Raw genomic sequence first — 21371 nt, forward strand, 5'->3', positions numbered from 1 at the left:
GGGCGGGCGGTGTGGCGCCCCCCTTAGCCGCGCCCCCCCGCCCCGCCGGGCGGGGCGGGCGGGGGCGGGCCCGCCGCCCCCCCGCCCCCCGCCGCTACCGGATCCGTCCGCGCTTGGCCTCCATGGCCGCGCGGCCCTCCGCGCCCTTGCGCTTCCAGTCCCGCCGGATCTCGCCGCGCAGCCGGGCGTCCGTCTTGGCGACGATGCGCTGGTTCTCGCGGAGCAGCTTGCGGTAGCTCTCCAGCCGCCGCACGGACAGCGAGCCGTCCTCGACCGCGCCGAGCACGGCGCATCCCGGCTCCGCCAGATGCGCGCAGTCATGGAACCGGCATTCCGCCGCGAGCTCCTCGATCTCCGAGAAGACCTGCCCGACCCCGGTCTCGGCGTCCCACAGTCCGACACCGCGCAGCCCGGGTGTGTCGATGAGCACGCCGCCCCCGGGCATGGTGAGGAGATTGCGGGTCGTGGTGGTGTGCCGCCCCTTCCCGTCCACCTCGCGGGTGGCCCGCACCTCCATCACCTCGTCCCCGAGCAGGGCGTTGGCGAGGGTCGACTTCCCGGCCCCGGAGACACCGAGCAGGACGCTGGTGCCGCCCGACAGCACGGCGGAGAGCACATCGATCCCCTCCCCCGTGGCCGAACTGACGGTCAGCACCTGCACTCCGGGCGCGGTGGTCCGTACGTCCTCGACCAGATGGCCGAGCACGGCGGGGTCGCTCACGAGATCCGCCTTCGTGAGCACGATGACCGGGAGGGCGCCGCTCTCCCAGCCGAGCGCGAGAAAGCGCTCGACCCGCCCGAGGTCGAGTTCGACGGCGAGGGAGATCGCGATGACGGCGTGGTCGACATTGGCCGCGAGGACCTGCCCCTCGGAGCGGGTGGAGGCGGTGGACCGTACGAACGCGGTACGCCGCGGCAGATACTCCCGTACGAACCGGGGATCGCCGCCCGGGTCGACGGCGGCCCAGTCGCCGGTGCAGATCACCCGCAGCGGATCACGCGGGGTCACGAACTCGGTGTCGGCCCGCACCGGTCCGGCCGGGGTGATGACATCACACTGGCCGCGGTCGACCCGTACCACCCGGCCGGGCACCAGGCCGCGCTCGGCGTACGGAGCGAACTCGGCTTCCCAGCCCTCGTCCCAGCCGTACGGGACGAGCGGGTGTGACGTGGGGAACGCGAGCAGAGAGGAGAAAGACAAGGGGGACCCTTCACAAGGGTGGCCCCGGCACGCGCGCGTGGGCGCGAGAAGAAAAAGGGAGGAAGGTCAGCCGGAGACCACGGGGGTGGGATTGATGAACCTCTGTTCCTGGGCAGCGCCCAGCGTGGTGACAGTCATCAATGTCCTCACCTCCTGATTCCTCGATCCGGTCCGATCCGGCCTGATCCGGTCCGGTCCGTGACGGCTGACAGCCGTCAACTGATGGCAGCGGTCGGCCGTACGGCGCTCACCCTAGCCGTACCGGACGAGGTGGCGCGAGCCGATTATCCGGGCCCGTCCGCCGGTACCGCCGGGGCCGCCACCTCCGCGGAGGCCGCCGCGTGGCACGCGCCCCGGCCGTCGGCGCGGGCGACGATACGGCCCGCCTCGACCCGTACGGCGGCCTCGGTGGCATCGCTGACGGCGGGCAGGCCGGCCGCCGCCGCGAACGCGCCCGACTCGTCGAACACCACTTGCAGCCGGGGCCAGGCCGAGGGCGGGAAGGCCCGGCGCAGGCAGTTGCAGAGGTCGGCGACGGTCAGCCGCGCCAGCGGTGCCAGTTCCGCCGGGTCGCCGGTGACCAGGACGGCGGTGATCCGGGCGCCGGGCGGTGCGGCCCGAACCGCCTCTTCCACGGCCTCGACGCGGTGCAGTCCGAGGATCGCCACCACGCCGTCGTCCGTGAGCAGCGCGGGCTCGCCGCGTACCGCGTCCGTGACCCTCGGCGGGTCCCACGGCTCGTCGGTCGGCCATGCCTGGGTGATCACATGCGGGGGCGGCCACCAGTCGTGGAGCGCGAGGCCGGCCAACTGCTCGACGGCGCTGACGACATTGAAGGGTTCCACGAAGCCGGGCGCGACGGCGGCGAGCCGGCTCGCGCCGTGCAGGGTGGTGAGCGCGGCCTCCGCGATCCGCACCTGGCTGCCGGACCCGTCGTGTTCCCCGGGCGGCCGAAGTCGCTCCAGGGCCAGCCCGAGCAGGATCGCGTCCAGCTTCATCAGCTGCGCGAAGGGCCGCCGGATCCGCCCCTCGGCGAGGACTTCCGGCAGCACATACAGTCCGAGCCGGGCCGGGCCGTGTTCCTCGTCGGTGTCGGCCAGCGGTAGCCGGGCGACCCATGCGCGGGCGAGCGCGCCGAGCGCGTCCCGGGTGGTCTCGGACACGGCGTCGGACGCGAGCCCGGCATCGGAGGCAGGCCCGGAGCCGGACGCGGACCGGGGCGCGGACCCGGGCTCGGGCCGGGGCTCGGAGACGGACTCACGCTCGGCGAGACCGGCCAGGACGGCGAAGTAAAGGGCCCTTTTCCCGGGGAAGTTGGAGTAGACAGCCCCGCGCGTCAGTCCGGCGCGCTCGGCGATACCGTCGACCTTGGCGTCCCTGAACCCGCGCTCGGCGAACTCGTCCCGGGCGGCGGCCAGTACCTTGGCGCGGTTGTGCTCCTGCAGCTCCGCCCTGCTGAGCCGGCCCATCGCCCTCACTCGTCCCCGCGTTGCTGTTCAGTGCCGGTTCACGATACCGTGACGTCTCAGATGGTGATGTCATATGGTCCAACCATGCGAACGCCGCACAACCGTTGAGGAGACGCTTCCCAGTGGCACACATCGGCGACGGCGGCGAACTGCTCAGATGCACGTTCTGCGGGAAGAACCAGAAGCAGGTCAGGAAGCTCATCGCGGGTCCGAGCCCGGTCTGCATCTGTGACGAATGCGTCGGACTCTGCAATGAGTTGATCGCGGAGGAGCTCGACGGCGCGCACGGGGACGGGCCCCTGGAGCTGCCGAAGCCGCGCGAGATCCACGCCTTTCTCGACCAGTATGTCGTCGGGCAGACGAACGCCAAGAGGGCGCTGGCGGTGGCGGTCTACAACCACTACAAGCGCATCCGGACGGACGGCCGGGCGGCGGGGGACGCGGGCGAGCCGGTCGAACTCGGCAAGTCCAACATCCTGTTGATCGGTCCGACCGGCTGCGGCAAGACCTATCTGGTCCAGACGCTCGCCCGGATGCTCGACGTACCGTTCGCGATCGCCGACGCGACGGCGCTCACGGAGGCCGGTTATGTCGGCGAGGACGTCGAGAACATCCTGCTGAAGCTGATCCAGGCGGCGGACTACGACGTCAGGAAGGCCGAGACCGGGATCATCTACATCGACGAGATCGACAAGGTCGCCCGCAAGAGCGAGAACCCGTCGATCACCCGCGATGTCTCCGGCGAGGGTGTCCAGCAGGCCCTGCTGAAGATCCTGGAAGGCACCACCGCCTCTGTACCGCCGCAGGGCGGCCGGAAACACCCGCAGCAGGAGTTCCTCCAGATCGACACGGCCAATGTGCTGTTCATCGTCGGTGGCGCGTTCGCCGGTCTGGAGCGGATCGTCGAGCAGCGGGCCGACCGCAAGGGCATCGGCTTCGGCGCGGCGATCGCCGGCAAGGAGGAGCGGGAGCGGCGCGACCTCTACGCCGAGGTACTGCCCGAGGATCTGCTGAAGTTCGGGCTGATCCCGGAGATCGTCGGCCGCCTCCCGATGGTGACGACCGTCCAGCCGCTGGACCGGGCGGCGTTGACGCGCATCCTCACCGAGCCGCGCAACGCGCTGATCAGGCAGTACCAGAAACTCTTCGAACTCGACGGCGTGGAGCTTGAGTTCACCGAGGACGCCATCGGCGCGATCGCCGAGCAGGCGCTGCTTCGCCGCACCGGCGCCCGCGCGGCCCGCGCGATCCTCGAAGAGGTGCTGCTCCATGTGATGTACGAGGTGCCGAGCCGGGACGATGTGGCGCGGGTCGTGGTCGACCGCGACACCGTGCTCGACAACGTCAACCCCACGCTCGTACCGCGCGAGAAGCCCGCCCGCACCCGGGAGCGCCGCGACCGCTCCGCGTAGCGCGCGGCCGGCCGGGTGGCTGGAAATATGCCTGGCCGGGGCGCCTCTTGGGAACCGCTTTACCTTCTGGGGTAGTTCTGGTGGCGTTCAACACCTCTATGAAGGAGCGGACGCCACGATGGTGTTCAAGAAACTGCTCGGAGCCGTCGGTGTCGGCGGGCCCTCGGTCGACACTGTGCTGGACGGCGTGGCCGCCGTGCCGGGCGGCCCGCTGTCGGGTCAGGTGCGGCTGCGGGGCGGCCGTACGGACCTGGAGATCGAGCAGATCACGCTGGACCTGGTCGCCCGTGTCGAGGCCGAGGGACACGACGAGGAGACCGAGGGCACGGTCGTCTTCGACCGGGTCGTCGTCGCCGGCGGGTTCCGGCTGGCGGAGGAGTCGGAGCAGACGATTCCGTTCACGCTGACCCTGCCGTGGGAGACGCCCGTGACCGAGCTGTACGGTCAGCCGCTGGGTGTGGTGCTCGGGGTACGGACCGAGCTGGAGGTGTCCGGAGCGCGGGACAAGGGCGATCTCGACCAGCTCAGCGTCTCTCCGCTGCCGGTCCAGGAGGCCATTCTGGAGGCCCTCGGACAGCTCGGCTGGGGCTTCAAATCGGCCGATCTGGAACTGGGCCACATCAACGGCACCGACCAGCGGCTGCCGTTCTACCAGGAGATCGAGCTGACCCCGCCGGCGCACTACGCGCACGCGCTGAACGAGATCGAGGTCACGTTCCTCGCCACCCCGGGCGGGATGGACGTCGTCATCGAGGCCGACAAGCGCGGAGGGCTCTTCTCCGGCGGACACGACACGGTCAACCGGTTCACGGTCTCGCACCACAACGTCCAGCACGTGGACTGGAACGCGGAAGTCGACAGGTGGATCAAGCAACTTGTCGACAGCCGTGGCGCGCACGCGGGCCAGTACGGCGGGCACCACGGTGAGCAGCACTACGGCGAGCCGCACTACGGCGGACATCACGGCGGGCACCACGGCGACCACCACTCCGGCGGGCACCGGTCCGGTCCCAGTACGGGAGCGGTGGTGGCCGGTGTCGCGGCGGGCGTCGCGGTAGGTGTGGTCGGCGGCATGGTGGCCGCCGAGGTCGTCGACGAGATCGGCGACGCGTTCGAGGGCGAGGAGGACGAGGGCGGCGACGAGTAGCGAACCGCCGGCCCCCTGGGCGGACGCGCGCGGGGCGGTGGCCGACGGCCACCGCCCCGCGTGCCCTACCGGCCGGTCAGTCCCGTGAGTTGCCGAAGAGCAGCCGGTAGGCGATGAGCAGCACGAGCGAGCCGCCGATCGCCGCGCCCCAGGTGGCCGCGTCGAAGAACTCGTTCTGCACCGGGCGGTCGAAGATCTTCGCGGAGAGCCAACCGCCCACGAAGGCACCGGCGATGCCGATGAGTGTGGTGCCGATCAGCCCTCCGGGATCGCGTCCGGGCAGCAGGATTTTCGCGATCACCCCGGCCAGCAGCCCCAGAATGATCCAGCTGATGATGCCCACGTCGTTCTCCCCAGTCGGCGTACGTTGCTTAGTTGCGCAACTGTACGCATACCCAGCGGGCGAGCGTTCACCGCCCGGTCCTTCAGGTCTCGCCGGAACCGGCCGAGTCCCGCTCAGGTCCCGTTCAGACCTCGCTCATGTCCAGCCAGACCGCCGTGTCCGGCGGCAGCGGCGTGGTGTCCTGCCCGGCACCGGCCGTCAGTTCGCCGCTCGCCAGCAGCAGCCGCGCGCCGACGGGCAGGGCCAACGGCACGGGCGTGTCGGAGAGGTTGACCCGGCAGACCAGCCCGGCGCCCTTCCGGAAGGCCAGTTCGCCCGGGGCCGACGGCAGCCATGCGAAGCTCTCGTCGCCACGGAAGCCCCGGCGCAGGGACAACGCCGTACGGTACAGCTCCAGGAAGGAGTCCGGCCGGCCGGACTGGGCCTCCACCGACCACGCGCCCCAGCCGTCGGGCTGCGGCAGCCAGCTGCCCCCGGGACCGAAGCCGTACGAGGAACCGGCCGTGGTCCACGGCAGCGGCACCCGGCAGCCGTCGCGGCCCTTCACCCGGTGGTCCGTGCGCTCCCACATCGGGTCGCGCAGCGCCTCCGCCGGCAGCTCGGCGATCTCGGGGAGGCCCAGCTCCTCGCCCTGGTAGAGGTACGTCGTCCCGGGCAGCGCGAGGGTCAGCAGCGCGGCGGCCCGCGCCCGCCGGCCGCCCAGGACGTCGTCGGGCTCCGGGTCCCGGCCGTCGGTCCGCAGCCAGGCGCGCAGGTCCGTGCCCTCCGGCAGCCCGTACCGGCTGCGGTGGCGTACCACGTCGTGGTTGGAGAGCACCCAGGTCGGCAGGGCCCCGGCCGAGGCCGCACCGGTGAGAGAGGTGTCGATGACGTCGCGGAAGGATCCGGCGTCCCACGGGCAGCGCAGATGGAAGAAGTTGAACGCCTGGTGCAGCTCGTCGGGCCGGGTGTAGAGCGGCAGCCTGGCGGCGCTCACGCCCGCCTCGGCGACCATGATCCGGGGAGGTGCGTACGAGTCGGTGATCTTCCGCCAGACGCGGTAGATGTCATGGACCTCGTCGCGGTCCCAGAAGGGGTGGTTCTCGCCGCTGGGCGGGGAGTTGAGGGGCGCGGTGTCACCGCCCCGGGTGTCGCGCAGCGGCGTGGTGAGGTCCTTGCGCAGGCCGTGCGCCACGTCGATGCGGAAGCCGTCGACCCCGAGGTCCAGCCAGAAGCGGAGAACGCTCTCGAACTCCGCCGTGACGTCGGGGTTCTCCCAGTTCAGATCGGGCTGCTCGGCCGCGAAGATATGCATGTACCACTGACCGTCGGGGACCCGCGTCCAGGCCGGGCCGCCGAACTTCGACTGCCAGTCCGCGGGCGGCTCGGCGCCGTCGGGGCCGCGTCCCTCCCGGAAGACGAAGCGGTCGCGGGCGGCCGAGCCGGGCTCGGACGCCAGCGCCTCGGCGAACCAGGGGTGCTGGTCGGAGCAGTGGTTCGGCACGATGTCGACGATCGTACGGAGCCCGAGCGCACGGGCCCGGCGGAGCAGCGCGCGGAAGTCGTCGAGGGTGCCGTGCCGCGGATCGACGTCCCGGTAGTCGGCGACGTCGTAGCCGCCGTCGGCCAGCGGGGAGCGGTAGAACGGTGTGAGCCAGACGGCGTCCGCGCCGAGTTCGGCGACATGGCCGAGGCGGTCGGTGATCCCGCGGAGGTCGCCCATCCCGTCGCCGTCGGCGTCGGCGAAGCTCGGAACGTAGATCTGGTAGACGACGGACTCCCGCCACCAGTCACGCCCGTGGTCTCTTCCGCCGCCGCTGCCGCTTCCGTCGCCATCGCCGTTGCCGTCGCCGTCGCCGTCCGGGAACGCGTACTGAGTCACAGATACCTCTCGTGCTGGGCTGAGGGGGCGCTGAAACTGTAGTGGTGCGGTGCGATCATCCCTTCACCGCACCGGGCGCCCAGCACGCGGCCGACGGCCGCCAGGTCTCCCGGCGATCCGCTCGGCCGGATGACGTACGGAGATGACATACGAGGTCGACGCGCCACCTCTCGGCGGGGGGCCGGCCGCGCTCCGCGCGACCGACACGGATCCGGTCACGCCGAACGCGGCCCTGGACACGCGGAGCGCCGCCACGGCTGCGGAAGACCGTGACCGGCCGCCGGGGAAGCGGGCCGCGAGCGGATCAGCGGCCCAGTTCGCGCTTCAGCTCGGCCTTGTTCATGGACGAGCGGCCATGCACATTGCGGCGCTGCGCCTCGGCGTACAGCTGGTCGTACGTGGGCCCCGCGGCCCCGCTGTGCGAGCGCTGCCCGCCGCGCCGGGAGGACGACATGTCCTGGGTCGACGTCTTGCTCGCCGTACGGGACTCTCCCGCCCGGGCCCGTTCCTTGTTCACGGTGCGTGCGGCGATCTGCTCCGACCGCGCCGTGCTCTCGCCGCGCTTCCGCGCGCTGTCCTTGATGTGTTCGTACTGGCGCTCACGTTTCGCGCTGGAGCCTTGTGGCATGTGGATCACTCCTCATGGTCCGTTTTATGCCGGATGGTGCTCTTGAGGTCACCCTCCTACCCCCTTTCAGGACCGGCAACTTGATGCCGTCGCCCGCGAGGCACGCCACATAGTGATTCAATCGTGAACCACTATGGGCCGCGCCGATCACGCCGCACATGAGACGTTCCGTCCGGCCCTGTCCGACATCTTCCTTCCGGTCCGACCAGTCGGTACGTTGCGTGACAACCGGATCAGCCGACGGGCCACCCGGCCCGCCCGGGGGCGACGGAGGGCCAGATGACACCACGCGTACCGCCAATACAGGGGCACTGCGACGAACGGTTCGCCGCCGTGCGCGCCGCGTTCGAGCGGAACTTCGAGGAGCGCGGCGAACTGGGCGCGGGCGTCACCGTGCTGGCCGGCGGGGAGACCGTCGTCGATCTGTGGGCGGGGTGGGCCGACGGCGCGCGGACCCGGCCGTGGGAGCGCGAGACCCTGGTCAATGTGTGGTCGACGACCAAGGGTCCGACGGCCCTGTGCGCGCATCTGCTGATCGACCGCGAACTGCTCGACCCGGACGCGCCGGTCGCCGCGTACTGGCCCGAGTTCGCCGCCGCCGGCAAGGAGTCCGTGCTCGTACGGCACCTGCTCGCGCACCGCGCGGGGCTGGCCGGACTGCGCGAGCCGCACTCCGTCGAGCAGCTCTACGACTGGGAGCTGACCACGTCCCGGCTCGCCGCGACGGAGCCCTGGTGGGAACCGGGCACCCGGTCCGGCTATCACGCCCTCACCTACGGCTTCCTGGTCGGCGAGGTCGTCAGACGCGTCACGGGCCTGCTGCCGGGCGAGTTCCTGCACCGGGAGGTGACCGGGCCGCTCGGTATCGACTTCACCATCGGGCTGCCGGAGAAGGAGGCCGCGCGCGCCGCCGAGCTGGTGCATTCACGCGCCCCGCTCACCGGCGAACAGGCCGCCGCCTTCGCCCAGATGGAGCCGGTGGCGCTGGCGGCCCTGGGCAACCCCGCGACCGGCGCCGCCGAGGCCAACACAGCCGCGTGGCGCGGCGCCGAGGTGCCCGCCGCCAACGGGCACGGCACCGCCCGCGCGGTGGCCGCGCTGTACGGAATCCTGGCCGGGCGCGGTCGTCTCGGCGAGCACCGCGTCCTCTCCGAGGCGACCGTCGAGCGGGTCCGCGAGGGCCAGGGCGCCTGCCGGGACCTGGTGCTGGGCGCGGGCTTCGCCCATGACACGGAGATCGGCCTCGGGCTCTGGCTGAGCGGCCGGAACGGCTCGTACGGGCCCAATCCCAGGGCGGTCGGCCATGACGGCTTCGGCGGCTCCTGCGGACTCGCGGATCCGGAGGCGGGCATCAGCATGGGTTACGTCATGAACCGGATGGGGTCGAACATCGCCGACGATCCACGCAAGATGGCGCTGATCGACGCATTGTACGGCGCGCTGTAAGCCAGCCTGACGGGCCCTCACGGAGCAGGTCCGTCCGGCAGCACACGTCACACGGGTACGCAAGAGCGCCCTGCCGGTCGAATCACCGTGCCGTCTCGGGCTGTTGCGTACCCGTTCCGCGCCTGTACCGAAAAGATCCAGCCATGATCAACGCGAGGGCAATTCGGTGGTACGGCACCTAAACGGGCGGCGGACGCGCATAGACACGAGCGACCAACCCCCTCCCCCCGGTCACTTGAAGCCACTGCGTCATCCATCCTGCACCCTCCGTTAAGCATGTGTGTTTGTGACGGATCTTCGCGTGGCCGAATGCCGTCAGGAGGCAAAATCCCTGCCTGGCGTGGGCTTTGATGGATATTTGCCGGTGCTTTGCCGCTGTCACAGGCTTTGCAGCAGCTCACGTACGCGCCGTCGGCCGGGCCGGCGAGAGCGGCCAACAGAGCTGTCAACCCCATGACTTCGGGAATTTTCGGGCCGCCGGCGGACGGTACACGCCGTCGGTCCAGAACTCGGCCTTGCTTCAAAAGCAAACGGAGTCAACGATTCACACCGTGCGGTTGACAGGTCCACGGCTAAAACCGAATAGCCATGGACGATCGCATCCCCCAGCGGCCCGCTCACCCAACGGGCCACGCAGTTCCCCCACCTATGGAGGATTTTGTGACCTTCAAGCGCTTCTCCCCCCTCGGCGCGGTTTCCAGACGAGCCCGCCTCCTCGCCGTCACCTCCGGTCTGGTGACCGCCGTCGCGCTTGCGGCCCCGTCGGCCGTCGCCGCCCCGGCCCCGGCCCCCCAGCCGACCGCGGCACAGTTCGCCACCGCCAGCGCCGCCATCGCCGACGCGGACATCGCCGGTACGGCCTGGTACACGGACAAGGCCTCCGGCAAGGTCGTCGTCACCGTCGACAGCACGGTCACGGCCTCCGAGATAGCCACGATCAAGGACTCCGTGGGCGACGCCGCGGGCGTCACGATCAAGCACACCCCCGGCAAGATCAACAAGCTCATCGCCGGCGGCGAGGCCATCACCACCGGCGGCAGCCGCTGTTCCCTCGGCTTCAACGTCCGCAGCGGCTCGACGTACTACGCGCTGACCGCCGGACACTGCACCAACATCAGCTCTTCCTGGAGCATCGGCACCCGCGCCGGCACGAGCTTCCCGAACAACGACTACGGCATCATCCGCCACTCCAACGCGGCGGCGGCCGACGGCCGGGTCTACCTGTACAACGGCTCGTACCAGGACATCACCTCCGCCGCGAACCCCTCGGTCGGCCAGAGCGTCCGCCGCAGCGGCTCGACCACCGGTGTCCACAGCGGTTCGGTCACCGGCCTCAACGCGACCGTCAACTACGGTGGCGGCGACATCGTCTACGGCATGATCCAGACCAACGTCTGCGCCGAGCCCGGTGACAGCGGCGGCGCGCTCTTCGCCGGCAGCACGGCGCTGGGCCTGACCTCGGGCGGCAGCGGCAACTGCTCCTCCGGCGGCACCACGTTCTTCCAGCCGGTCGTCGAGGCCCTCAACGCCTACGGCGTGAGCGTCTTCTAATCGAGACACCCTCCCTCGGACCGCCGACGGGCCGCGCACCTGGTGCGCGGCCCGTCGTGTCGTCCTCCCGGCCTGCCGTACCGGTGTGTCAGCCGGTGGCCGCCGCGGGCAGCGTGACCTCGAACCGGCAGCCGCCCGTCACATTGCGCACCTCGGCCCGGCCCTCGTGCGCCTCCACGATGCCGCGGACGATCGCCAGCCCGAGGCCCGCGCCCGCGGGCGGGGTACGCGCCTGGGTGCCGCGCCAGCCGGTGTCGAACACCCGCGGCAGATCCTCGGCCGGGATACCGCCGCAGCCGTCCGTCACGGAGAGAACCACGGAGTCCGCGCGCCGTTCGGCGGCCACCGCGACCGTGCCGTCCGCCGGGGTCCGGTGAATGGCGTTGACCAGGAGATTGGCGAGGACGCGGGTCATCTCCTTGCCGTCCACCTCGACCGGTACGGCCTCCACCCGGCCCCCGACGAGCCGTACCCCGTGCTCCCTGGCGAGCGGATCGGCGCCCGCGAGCGCCTCGCCGACCAGGTCGTACACCGACATCCGGGTCGGGGCGAGCGCCAGCGCCCCGGCGTGGATACGGGACAGTTCGAAAAGATCCCCGACCATCGAGTTCAGCCGCTCGACCTCGGCCCTGATCTGCCGGAAGTAGCGGTCCGGGTCCTGGACGACGCCGTCCTCCAGCGCCTCGGACATGGCGCGCAGTCCGGCGAGGGGCGTCCGCAGATCGTGCGAGATCCAGGCGACCAGTTCGCGCCGGGACGTCTCCAGCGCCCGTTCGCGCTCCCGGGAGGCGGTCAGCTTCGCGCTGGTGGCCGCCAGCTCGCGTCCCAGCGCGGCGAGTTCGGCCGTGGAGGCGCCGTCGGGCGCGGCGAAGCTGCCGCCGTCGCCGAACGAGCGGGCGGCCAGCGCCAGATCGCGGCTGCGGGCGACCACCCAGCGCCCCAGCAGCAGCGCGGTGGCCAGCGAGACGACCGCGGCCATCGCCACGACCGTGGTGACGACGGAGAGGTCATGGGCGGACAGGAACATCGCGCGGGCGACGACGAGCGTGCCCGCGAGCATCGCGGTGACGGTGACGGCGGCGACGACGGTCAGGGCGACGGCGACCGAGCGGTCCCGCAGCAGCCGCAGCACCAGCGCGCCGAGCAGACCGGCGGCGGCCGCGCCGAGGAAGGCGAACAGCGCGATCAGCGCCATGTCACGCACGGCGCGCTCAGCTCTCGTCGGCGGAGACGGGGGCGTGTGCCGGTGCGGGCGCCGGTGCGGGCGCGGGCGATGGTACGGCCTCTACGGAAGCCGTGGGGGCGGAAGCCGGGTCGTCGAAGCGGTAGCCGACCCCCCAGACCGTCCGGATCAGCCGGGGCCTGGCCGGATCGTCCTCGATCTTGCCGCGCAGCCGCCGCACATGCACCGTGACCGTCGACAGATCGCCGAACTCCCATCCCCAGACGTCGTGCATCAGCGTCTCCCGGCCGATCGCCAGGCCGGGATGGCGCATGAGGTGGGCGAGCAGATCGAACTCGCGCAGCGTGAGCGCGAGCGGCCGGCCGTCCTTGGTGGCGCGGCGGCCCGCCGGGTCGAGGGTGATCCCGGCACGGCGCAGCTCGGGCTCGGCGGCCCCCGTCGCGCGGCCCTGGTCGCCGTGGCGGCGCAGGACGGACTCGACGCGGAGGACGAGTTCCCGGGGGCTGAAGGGTTTGGTGACATAGTCGTCCGCCCCTATCTCCAGCCCGAGGATCCGGTCGTCCTCGTCGCCGCGTGCGGTCAGCATGATCACCGGTACGGGCGCGGCGGCCCGCAGCCGCCGGCACACCTCCAGGCCGTCCATGCCGGGCAGCATCAGATCGAGCACCACCAGGGCGGGCCGACCGGCGGCGGCGAGCCGCAGCGCCTCGGGGCCGTCGGCCGCCCGGTCCACGGAGAAACCGGCCCGCTCCAGGTAGCCGGTGACGACCTCGGCGACGGTCGGATCGTCATCGACGACCAGGATGGTGTGCATGCGTCCAGTCTCCTCGGGCCGTGGCCGGCGCACGGCCCCTGACCTCTTACGAAACCATGACGGCCGGATACGGAGACCATGACGGCCTCGACGGCCTCGGATACGGGCGCGTCCGATTCGTTCAAGACCCGCCCCGGCCCGCGCTCCTACGGTGGACACATGCCTACCGCTCCACGGATCCCACGACTCGACGCGATCGGCCTGGTCGTCTCCGACATGGCCGCCTCGCTCGCCTTCTACCGGCTGCTCGGTGTGGACATCCCCGCCGACGCCGACACCGCGGCCCACGCCGAGGCCACCCTGCCCAGCGGGCTGCGCGTCCTCTGGGACACGGAGGAGACCATCCGCTCGTTCGATCCGGGGTGGACCCGGCCGCAGGGCGGCGAGCGGATCGGACTGGCCTTCCTCTGCGCGGGCCCCGCCGAGGTGGACGCCACCTACGAGGCGCTGCTCGCGGCCGGGTACGCCGGGCATCTGAAGCCCTGGGACGCGGTCTGGGGACAGCGTTACGCGGTGGTCCTCGACCCGGACGGCTGCGGGGTCTCGCTGTTCGCCAGCGCCGCGTAGGCACCGAGGGTGAGCCCGGCCAGCTCGCGGGTCTCGCGGGCGAGATGCGCCTGGTCGGCGCAGCCCGCGGCGAGCGCCGCGTCGACGAACGGCACGCCGTCGCGTACGAGCGTCAGCGCGCGCTGGAGCCGTAGCACCCGGGCCAGGGTCTTGGGCCCGTAGCCGAAGGCGTCCAGCGCGCGGCGGTGCAGCTGGCGGGCGCCAAGACCGACGGCGTCGGCGGTGGCGGCGACCGTACGGCCCGCTTCCAGTGCGTCGACGACCGCCCGCGGCAGCGGGTCCGGCGGTCCCGCCGCGGCGGCCCGGCGCAGCGCGACGGCCTCCAGCGCGGCCGTCGGGTCCGAGGCCGCCGCCAGCCGGGCGGTGAGCCGGCGCACCTCGGCCGGGGACCACAGATCGGCCAGCTCCACCCGCAGGTCGCGCAGCTCGTGCGCCGGTACGCCGAGCAGCGCCGGCGCGGTCCCGGGCGCGAAGCGCACTCCGGCGCAGTGCAGCCCGGCGATGCCCTCGGGGGCGTACGCGCGGGTGTCGGGCCCCGCGACCAGCAGTCTGCCGCCGATCCACAGCAGGTCCATACAGCCGTCCGGCAGCACCGGGTAGGGAGGCGAGCCGTCGTCGGCCCGCGCCGTCCGCGTCCAGACCATCGCGCCCTCCAGCCGCGATGTCCGTTCCCGATACATACGGATCAGCCTAAAGCCTCGCCGAGACGAGGGCCATTGATCCAGAATGGGCCTCCGGCAGGTCCGGCAGGACGTGGGGCGTTCGCATCGCGGGGGCGACGATGACGGCACTGATGGAGTTCACCACCGACAGCGGTGCCACCGTCGTGGTCGAGGTCGACCGGGATACGCCGGGCGCCAGACCGGTGGCGCGCGGCAACTCCCTCGCGCAGGCGGGCCATACCTTCGGCGAGGCGCTCCAGGGGATCCGCTCGGCCGCGGAATCCGCGCTCGCGGTGTTCCGGGACGGCTCGCTCCAACCGGACGGTGTGGAGCTGGAGTTCGGGGTGAAGCTGATGGCGGAGGCCGGGGCGGTGATCGCCAAGACCTCGGCCGAGGGCCATATGACGGTCAAACTCTCCTGGAACCCGGGCGCGACCGGTGAGTCCGCCGCCACCGGTGAGTCCGCTTCCGCCGGAGACTCCGGAACGGCGGGGAGTCCGGGAACGGCGGGCCGGTGACGCGCTCCCCGGCCTGGCACGCCAGGATCGACACCGACGGGGCGGTGGGCTCCGGCTTCCTCGTCTCCGGCCGTACGGTGCTGACCTGCGCCCATGTGGTGACCGGCGACCGGGCCTCGGTGGTCTTCCCCGGCGCGCCGGGGCTCGCCCCCGTACCGGCCCGGGTGGTCGTACGGGGACACGCCTGGGCGGGCGGGGACCGCGACCCGGGCGATCTGGCCGTCCTGGAGCTGGACCGGCCGCCGGGCCTCGTCCCCGCCGCCTTCGCACCGCTCGACGCGCCGTACGCCTCGCCCGCGCCGAAGCTGGTGGCGTACGGCTTCCCGTTCGGGTACGACGAGGAGGGCGTGCAGAGCGAATTACGGGCCACCTCAAGCCAGTTGATCCGCGACGAGTGGGCTCAGCTGGGAGGCTGGCGCGGCTACGGGCAGAAGACCGATCACGGGTTCAGCGGCGCCGCCGTGATGGTGGAGAGCACCGGTACGGTGGCCGGGATGGTCGTCTCGCACGACCCGGTGAGCCACACCAGCCGGATGATCCCGGCGCGCATCCTCGCCCGGCACTGGGCACCGCTCGCCGATCTCGTCCCCACCCCCGGCTATCCGGCGGAGGAGAAGCGGTGGCTGCGCGAGCTGGTGGCCCGCGCCGGCTCCCCGGCGCCCGCCAACTCCCCCGCGCTCACCGGTGCCCTCGGCAGACTGCTGCGCGGCGCCGCCGGACCGCTGGGGGTCGAGCCGCCGCCCGGTGAGCCGGGCAGTCTCTGGGAGGCGGTCTGGTATCTGCTGTCGGAGGGCGGGCGGCCGGGTCCTGGCGCGTTGCCGCTCGCGGAACTCACCGTTCGGCTGGCCGGGTTGGTCGGCGACGCGACGCTCGGCGCGGAGCTGCGCGACTGGTCCCGCGCGCACCGCGCGCGGCACGATCCACCGCCCGTGGCGCCGCCCGCCGTGAGCCACGCGGCCGTCGGCCTCATGAGCTACGCGCCGGCGCCGCCGTACGCGGCCGAGCACGCCGAACCGTACGCACCCGCCCTGGCCGTGGCTCCGGCCCCGGGACCCGCCGTGGGGACATCCCCCGTGCGCCCCGCCACCCGCCGCTGGTCGCCCATCCTCGTCGAGATCACGCGCAGCGGGGCCGACCGCGGCGCGCTGCTGGTCGAGGTGTCCGCGTACCGCGACGGAGAACGGCGGCTGGTCGCCGAACAGCGGCTGGCGGAGCGCGAGGTCCGGGCCTGGGTGCTGGACCGTATCGACGACGCGTTCGCCCAGATCGACACCGAGGGCAGGGAGCTGATCGCGTTCGCCCTGCCGCGCCGCTGGCTCAACAAGCCGGTCGACCAGTGGAGCGCGCGCAAGGGGATGGGAACGCCGCTGGGGTGTGTCGCGCCGGTGGTGGTGATGGACCACGACCGGCGGGGCAGCAAGCGGCTCCAGTTCCGGCTGAAGAAGATGTGGGACGTACTCGACCGGCAGCCGGGTTCCGCCGTCCATGGGATCAGCTGCGCGGGCTCCGCCAGGCCCGAGTGGCTGACCGTACAACTCCAGGACGTGGTGGGCCCGGTGGGGCTGACCAGACCGCCGAAGAGTCCGCGCGACCGGCTGCACACCGCGGTACTGGACGCCCCCGCCCCGATCGTGCTGTGGCCGCGCACGGGCTGCGCCGGCGGCGCGTCCTGCGGCGACTCCTGCCGGGGCACCGCATTCCTGAACGCGCTGGCCGACCAGCTCTCCGTACTGCCGCCCGGCGATCTGCCCGAGCGGATCTTCGAACTGCGCAAGCGCGCCTTCGGCCATGACGGGCCCGAGCCGCACTGGGCCGCCGACCTCTCCTTCGTCTGGGAGGATCCGCGCTGGTTCCCCGATGTCCCCCCACTGAGTCAGTCGCCCGTCGGCTGAGCCGCGGCCCCCCGGCCACGTCGAAGCCGAGACCTGGAGAACGCCCATGCCCCTGTGGCCGGTCTACACCGGAGCCGATGAACCGCACGACGGCATCATGCGGTTGCCCGAGCCGCCGCCCTGGCGCGCCTTCAACGGCGGCCCCGTGGTCGAGCCGCCCCAGGACGACCCGGCGCCCTCGCCCGACCGGGTGCACCGCGCGCAGGCGTACCGCGCGACGGACGAGAGCGTCCAACTGGTCAACGCCGCCCTGTACTTGCGGCGGCCCCTGCTCGTGACGGGCCCTCCGGGCAGCGGCAAGTCGAGCCTCGCGTACGCGGTGGCGCGGGAGCTGCGGCTCGGCCCCGTACTGCGCTGGAACATCACCAGCCGGAGCGCGCTCGGCGACGGGCTGTACCAGTACGACCCGCTCTCCCGGCTCTACGCGGCGGGCCGGGGCCCGGAGGGCGGCGATCCGGAGAACACCAATATCGAGGACCATCTGCGACTCGGCCCGCTGGGTACGGCGCTGCTGCCGTACGAGCGGCCCCGGGCGCTGCTGATCGACGAGATCGACAAGAGCGATCTCGATCTCCCGAACGATCTGCTGAACATCCTGGAGGAGGGGCAGTACGAGATCCCCGAGCTGGTGCGCGCCGCGCGGACCCGCTCCACGGCGGAGGTGCTGGTCGCCGACTCGGACCGGCTGGTGGCGCTGGAACGGGGGCGGGTGCGCTGCCGCGCGTTCCCGTTCACCGTCCTCACCAGCAACGGGGAGCGGGAGTTCCCGCCGGCGTTTCTGCGGCGCTGCGTCACGCTGGAGCTGAAGCAGCCGGAGGCGGCGCATCTGGAGGCGATCGTCCGGGCGCATCTGGGCCCGCTCGACGGGCAGGCGCGGGAGCTGGTCCACCGGTTCCTGGAGCGGGGCAGCGGTGGCGAGCTGGCGACGGACCAGCTGCTCAACGCCATCTATCTGGCGAGGACTTCGGGGCTCGAAGCGCCCACGCGCGACGAGCTGGCGGACCGGCTGATGAGCTATCTGAGCCGGACACCGGAACCCGATGACTTCTGACCGGGCGTTCTCCGGACCGGCCGCGCTGCGCGAGGTGCTGACGGCGGCGGGCGGCGATCCGCCGACCGGCCGGGAGCTGGCCGAGGTGCTGTGGCTGGCGACGCACATACGGCCCGAGCCCGAGCCGGACGCCGGAATCGGCACCGCCGCCGGAGCCTGGCCGGAGGCCGCTCCCCGGCTGCCCCAGCGGGGTCCCGCCCAGCGTGCGACCATCCCCCACGGCGCGTCTCCGCGGGGCATGGATCCCCCACGGACTCCCCCGGGAGGGGCCGTGCCGGACCCGGGCTCCGCAGACACCCCCTTCGCGCACAGCCCGGACGGCCGGGTCCCCCTGCACCGCCCGGCGCCGCCCCCCGTCACCGGGCCGGCGCCGCCCCCGGTTCCGGACGCGCGGGCCGAGGTGCTCACCCCCGCACCGCCGATGATCTCCCATCCGCTCGCGGTCCAGCGGGCGTTGCGTCCGCTGCGCAGGACCGTGCCCTCGGCGCGCGAACGCGAGCTGGACGAGACGGGCACCGCACACCGCATCGCCTCGCTCGGCGCCCGGCGCGGCCAGTGGCTGCCAGAGCTGAGGCCCGCGCCGGAGCGCTGGCTCCATCTGCGGTTCGTGCTGGACCGCGGCCCGACGATGGCCATGTGGGAGCCGCTCGCGCACGATCTGTACACGGCCTTCGGGCAGACGGGCGCGTTCCGTACGGTGGAGCTGGTACGGCTCGGCGCGGACGGCTCCGTACCCCCTCGGCAGTGGACGGCCGGGCGGACGATGGTGCTGATCCTCAGCGACATGATGGGCCCGCAGTGGCGGCCGGGAGCGACGGGAGCGGCGGGGGCCGCGGGCCGGCAGTGGTACCGGACGCTGCGGCGCTGGACCCGCGAGCTGCCGGTGGCCGTGGTCCAGCCGCTGCCGGAACGGATGTGGCGGCACACCCCGCCGGCGCCGGTGCCCGGACTGTTCACGGCGGCCGGTCCCGGCGCGCCCAACACCGCGCTGCGCTTCACCCCGTACGACGGCGAGGCACGGGGCGTTCCCGTGCCAGTGCTCGAACCGGCGCCGGAGTGGCTGCACCACTGGGCCGGGCTGGTGGCCTCCCCGGCCGGCACCGAATTCCCGGGCGCGGCGGCCCTGTTGACGGACGGGACGCCGGCCGGACCTTCCGTGACGCTCCCCGGGGAGGCGGGGGACGGACTGATCCCGCGACATGTGCCGGCCAGGGAGCTGGTGCTGCGCTTCCGCTCGGTCGCCTCCCCGCAGGCGGTCCGGCTCGCGGCCCATCTGGCGGTGGGCCCACCGCACTTGCCCGTGATGCGGCTCGTACAGGCGGCCGTCGAGGAGCGTCCGCAGCCGCAGCATCTGGCGGAGGTGGTGCTGAGCGGGATGCTCACGGCCGTACCGGGCCCCGCCGGGTCCTATGACTTCCGGCCCGGCGTGCGCGAACTGCTGCTCGGCGCGCTGTCGCGTACCGGGCTCGCTCATACGGTCGATCTGCTCGAACGGGTCGGGGCCGTGATCGAGTCGCGCGCGGGCTCGGCGCGCGGCGAGTTCCGGGCGCTCCTGGGCGGCGACGGCCCGGCGGGGGACGGCCGGGCGGCGGGCGAACCGTTCGCGCTGGTGAGCCGGGAGAGCGTGCGGCTGCTGCGGGGACCCGAGCCGCCGGGCGGGCCCGCGTCGGGGAACGGAGAGCGGGTACTGGCCGGCCGGTACCGGCTGGTGGAGGTCATCGAACGCGGTACGCACGGCGTGGTGTGGCGGGCCTACGACCGGGAGCGCGACCGGGAGCAGGACCGGGGCCGTACGGTCACCGTCAAGATCTTCGAACGGCCGGGGATGCGCGATTCCCTCCTGGCGATGGCCAGGTCGGAGCACGAGTCCACCGCCGTGCTGCGGCACCCCGGTGTCGTGAAGATGCGGGAGCACGGCACGGACGGCGGCGTCGTCTACCTGGTCAGCGAGGCCCTGAGGGGCAGCAGCCTTGCCGGGTTGCTGGCGGAGAACGGACACCGTCCGCTCCCCATCGCCGAGATCACCGACATCGCGGCGCAGGTGATCGATGTCCTCTCCTATGCCTGGAAGAGGGGCGTCCGGCCGGAGCCGCCATCGCTGACGAACATCATCAGGCTGTCGGACGGCATGGTGAAACTCCGCGGCTTCGGGGGCGCTCTCCCGGACGACGACACCTACGACGAACTGCACGCCCTGGGCCGTGTGCTGTACGAACTCGCCACCGGCGTCGACCCCTTCGGCGCCGCGCACTCCTGGCGACCGCCGCGAGAGTTGCGGCCCGATCTGCCCGCCGCACTGGAGTCCGCGATCATGGATCTCCTCTCCGGCGCCGCCGAGACCCGCCGGCGCGGCGCCGACGCGCTGAGGTCGTCGGGCGTACCGGGCAGCACCTGGCAGTACGGCGTACTGGGACCGCTGCGTGCGATGCACGGCGGGCGCGACCGTGCACCCGCCTCGAACGCGGTACGGGCCGTCCTCAGCAGGCTGCTGCTGGCGCGCGGCGAGCTGGTGTCCCACGAGGAGCTGGGTTTCGCTCTGGAGGGCACGAGCACGCCGTGGGACTGGAGCCAGGTCGCGGACGCCGTCGATCTCCTGCTGGACGAAGGACATGCCGTGGAGGGGCCCGACGGGCAGTACCGTCTGCGGCTCGACACGGAGTTGGACCTCGCCGTCGCGGAACAGCTGGCCGACGACGCCGTGCGCGCGGAGGAGAGGGGCGAGCGGCGGCGCGCGGCCCGGCTGTACGACGCGGCTCTCGGGCACTGGTACGGCGAACCGCTGGACGGCGTCGACGGCCGGTGGGCGGAGCGGGAGCGGGAGCAACTGCGCGCCTGGCGCCGCTCGCTGGAGGACGCCCGCTTCGTGCTGGCGGAGCGCGGCACGGGAGGCCCACCGGAAGCCGAGGTCACGCAAGAGGAGCCGGAGCCCGAAGCGGAGGCCCCGCCGGAGGCTCCGCCCCAGGCCGTCCGTGGCGACGCTGTCCACCTCGCCATCGGCGGCGCCGAGTTGTTCGGCGTCCCCCGCGACACCCGGGCCGAAGCCAGGCTCTTCTTCATTCCTCGGCTCCGGCAGGCCTGTCGCGAGGCGTTCGGCGACGCGGGCGTCTTCGAGGAGCACGGCACCCTCACGGTCCCCGACAGCACGCTACGGGTGACGGCCGCACCGGAATACACCCTGGCCCAGGTGCTGGACCGGCTCGTCGACCCGTTCGCGCCGATCCTGGCCGAGGGAATGTCGCGGTGGCTCTTCCCGCTGCCCGTGGTGCTGACCGTCCATCTCCACCACGGGCCGCCGGACGCGGTCGCCCTGGAACTGGAGGGGAAGTCACCGGCCTTGGGCGGGCTCGGCGGGCTGGGGAACGGGAAGATCGCCCTGATGCTGGGGCTGCGGGACGAGCAGTACCGGCGGATCGGCGCGCCCGAGGGCTACCGCCCCTTCGACGCCGCGACCGAGGACGGCACCACCCATGTCGTCTGGTACCGGGTGATCCACTACGCGCCGCCCAAGCCCGCCTCCCGGCCTTCCTGGCTGCGCCGTCTGCTCGGCGGCGGCACCGCCGCCGGGGCCGACGACGAGAACGGGGAGACCGCCGAGGGGCCGGACCAGTCCGGATGACACCGGACCG

Annotated in this window: 17 protein-coding genes; 9 read left to right on the top strand and 8 right to left on the bottom strand. The window is 72.6% G+C overall.

All coding sequences use genetic code 11. The annotated features are described in order from the left end of the window. Positions 1-94: 94 nt before the first annotated feature. Positions 95-1201, bottom strand: a complete 1107-nt coding sequence (gene rsgA, locus ACFRKB_RS17420) for a ribosome small subunit-dependent GTPase A (RefSeq protein WP_383106711.1) — start codon at positions 1199-1201, stop codon at positions 95-97. Positions 1202-1485: 284 nt separating this feature from the next. Continuing rightward, positions 1486-2670 (bottom strand): TetR/AcrR family transcriptional regulator, encoded by a 1185-nt coding sequence (locus ACFRKB_RS17425; RefSeq protein ID WP_383106712.1) that lies wholly within the window; start codon positions 2668-2670, stop codon positions 1486-1488. Between the two features lie 122 nt (positions 2671-2792). On the opposite strand from ACFRKB_RS17425, the gene clpX reads away from it, so the two are divergent. Continuing rightward, on the top strand, positions 2793-4082 hold the full coding sequence (gene clpX / locus ACFRKB_RS17430; RefSeq protein ID WP_383106713.1) for an ATP-dependent Clp protease ATP-binding subunit ClpX: 1290 nt from the start codon (positions 2793-2795) through the stop codon (positions 4080-4082). A 118-nt stretch (positions 4083-4200) separates the two neighbouring features. Continuing rightward, a complete protein-coding gene (locus ACFRKB_RS17435) occupies positions 4201-5229 on the top strand; it encodes a sporulation protein (RefSeq protein WP_383106714.1) in 1029 nt (342 codons plus the stop codon). 76 nt (positions 5230-5305) lie between these two features. Here the strand turns inward: ACFRKB_RS17435 and ACFRKB_RS17440 are convergent, their stop codons facing one another. From ACFRKB_RS17440 to ACFRKB_RS17450, 3 genes are all read right to left on the bottom strand, one after another. Continuing rightward, positions 5306-5572, bottom strand: coding sequence for a GlsB/YeaQ/YmgE family stress response membrane protein (locus ACFRKB_RS17440; protein ID WP_030350666.1), 267 nt, complete (start codon positions 5570-5572; stop codon positions 5306-5308). Positions 5573-5696: 124 nt separating this feature from the next. After that, positions 5697-7433 (bottom strand): glycoside hydrolase family 13 protein, encoded by a 1737-nt coding sequence (locus ACFRKB_RS17445; protein ID WP_383106716.1) that lies wholly within the window; start codon positions 7431-7433, stop codon positions 5697-5699. A 304-nt stretch (positions 7434-7737) separates the two neighbouring features. Beyond that, positions 7738-8061 carry a plasmid stabilization protein gene (locus ACFRKB_RS17450; protein ID WP_383106717.1) on the bottom strand — a complete coding sequence of 108 codons (324 nt, stop codon included), beginning with the start codon at positions 8059-8061 and terminating at the stop codon, positions 7738-7740. A 279-nt stretch (positions 8062-8340) separates the two neighbouring features. On the opposite strand from ACFRKB_RS17450, the gene ACFRKB_RS17455 reads away from it, so the two are divergent. Continuing rightward, positions 8341-9507 carry a serine hydrolase domain-containing protein gene (locus ACFRKB_RS17455; protein WP_383106718.1) on the top strand — a complete coding sequence of 389 codons (1167 nt, stop codon included), beginning with the start codon at positions 8341-8343 and terminating at the stop codon, positions 9505-9507. Positions 9508-10167: 660 nt separating this feature from the next. Further along, entirely contained in the window at positions 10168-11058 is an 891-nt protein-coding gene (locus ACFRKB_RS17460; protein WP_383106719.1) for a S1 family peptidase, read from the top strand. Positions 11059-11146: 88 nt separating this feature from the next. Here the strand turns inward: ACFRKB_RS17460 and ACFRKB_RS17465 are convergent, their stop codons facing one another. Both ACFRKB_RS17465 and ACFRKB_RS17470 read right to left on the bottom strand, forming a co-directional pair. Next, positions 11147-12262 carry a sensor histidine kinase gene (locus tag ACFRKB_RS17465; protein WP_383106720.1) on the bottom strand — a complete coding sequence of 372 codons (1116 nt, stop codon included), beginning with the start codon at positions 12260-12262 and terminating at the stop codon, positions 11147-11149. 7 nt (positions 12263-12269) lie between these two features. After that, positions 12270-13055, bottom strand: a complete 786-nt coding sequence (locus tag ACFRKB_RS17470; RefSeq protein ID WP_383106721.1) for a response regulator transcription factor — start codon at positions 13053-13055, stop codon at positions 12270-12272. Between the two features lie 159 nt (positions 13056-13214). On the opposite strand from ACFRKB_RS17470, the gene ACFRKB_RS17475 reads away from it, so the two are divergent. Continuing rightward, positions 13215-13622, top strand: a complete 408-nt coding sequence (locus ACFRKB_RS17475; RefSeq protein ID WP_383106722.1) for a VOC family protein — start codon at positions 13215-13217, stop codon at positions 13620-13622. Here ACFRKB_RS17475 and ACFRKB_RS17480 read toward each other — a convergent pair. Further along, on the bottom strand, positions 13562-14302 hold the full coding sequence (locus ACFRKB_RS17480; protein WP_383106724.1) for a helix-turn-helix domain-containing protein: 741 nt from the start codon (positions 14300-14302) through the stop codon (positions 13562-13564). The two genes, ACFRKB_RS17475 and ACFRKB_RS17480, sit on opposite strands and share 61 nt — an antisense overlap. A 101-nt stretch (positions 14303-14403) precedes the next feature. On the opposite strand from ACFRKB_RS17480, the gene ACFRKB_RS17485 reads away from it, so the two are divergent. From ACFRKB_RS17485 to ACFRKB_RS17500, 4 genes are read left to right on the top strand one after another with little or no spacing between them, the layout of a single operon-like run. Then, the gene (locus ACFRKB_RS17485) at positions 14404-14802 is read left to right on the top strand and encodes a CU044_2847 family protein (protein WP_383106725.1); all 399 of its coding nucleotides are present in this window, start codon (positions 14404-14406) and stop codon (positions 14800-14802) included. After that, positions 14799-16694, top strand: coding sequence for a VMAP-C domain-containing protein (locus ACFRKB_RS17490; protein WP_383106726.1), 1896 nt, complete (start codon positions 14799-14801; stop codon positions 16692-16694). The genes ACFRKB_RS17485 and ACFRKB_RS17490 overlap by 4 nt, the downstream gene beginning before the upstream one ends. Before the next feature lie 46 nt (positions 16695-16740). Further along, entirely contained in the window at positions 16741-17745 is a 1005-nt protein-coding gene (locus ACFRKB_RS17495; RefSeq protein WP_383106727.1) for an AAA family ATPase, read from the top strand. Beyond that, complete coding sequence (locus tag ACFRKB_RS17500) at positions 17735-21361, top strand: SAV_2336 N-terminal domain-related protein (RefSeq protein WP_383106729.1); 3627 nt, start codon at positions 17735-17737, stop codon at positions 21359-21361. Before ACFRKB_RS17495 ends, ACFRKB_RS17500 begins: the two co-directional genes overlap by 11 nt. The last annotated feature ends 10 nt before the right edge of the window (positions 21362-21371 follow it).

It is taken from the genome of Streptomyces scopuliridis (genome assembly GCF_042790125.1).
GTDB lineage: Bacteria > Actinomycetota > Actinomycetes > Streptomycetales > Streptomycetaceae > Streptomyces > Streptomyces scopuliridis_A.

Bases quoted from the DNA above. Each gene is read 5' to 3' on its own strand.
- ACFRKB_RS17425 (WP_383106712.1), bottom strand. From the start codon at position 2,670: ATGGGCCGGCTCAGCAGGGCGGAGCTGCAGGAGCACAACCGCGCCAAG.
- ACFRKB_RS17435 (WP_383106714.1), top strand. From the start codon at position 4,201: ATGGTGTTCAAGAAACTGCTCGGAGCCGTCGGTGTCGGCGGGCCCTCG.
- ACFRKB_RS17450 (WP_383106717.1), bottom strand. From the start codon at position 8,061: ATGCCACAAGGCTCCAGCGCGAAACGTGAGCGCCAGTACGAACACATC.
- ACFRKB_RS17455 (WP_383106718.1), top strand. From the start codon at position 8,341: ATGACACCACGCGTACCGCCAATACAGGGGCACTGCGACGAACGGTTC.
- ACFRKB_RS17470 (WP_383106721.1), bottom strand. From the start codon at position 13,055: ATGCACACCATCCTGGTCGTCGATGACGATCCGACCGTCGCCGAGGTC.
- ACFRKB_RS17475 (WP_383106722.1), top strand. From the start codon at position 13,215: ATGCCTACCGCTCCACGGATCCCACGACTCGACGCGATCGGCCTGGTC.
- ACFRKB_RS17480 (WP_383106724.1), bottom strand. From the start codon at position 14,302: ATGTATCGGGAACGGACATCGCGGCTGGAGGGCGCGATGGTCTGGACG.
- ACFRKB_RS17485 (WP_383106725.1), top strand. From the start codon at position 14,404: ATGACGGCACTGATGGAGTTCACCACCGACAGCGGTGCCACCGTCGTG.
- ACFRKB_RS17495 (WP_383106727.1), top strand. From the start codon at position 16,741: ATGCCCCTGTGGCCGGTCTACACCGGAGCCGATGAACCGCACGACGGC.
- ACFRKB_RS17500 (WP_383106729.1), top strand. From the start codon at position 17,735: ATGACTTCTGACCGGGCGTTCTCCGGACCGGCCGCGCTGCGCGAGGTG.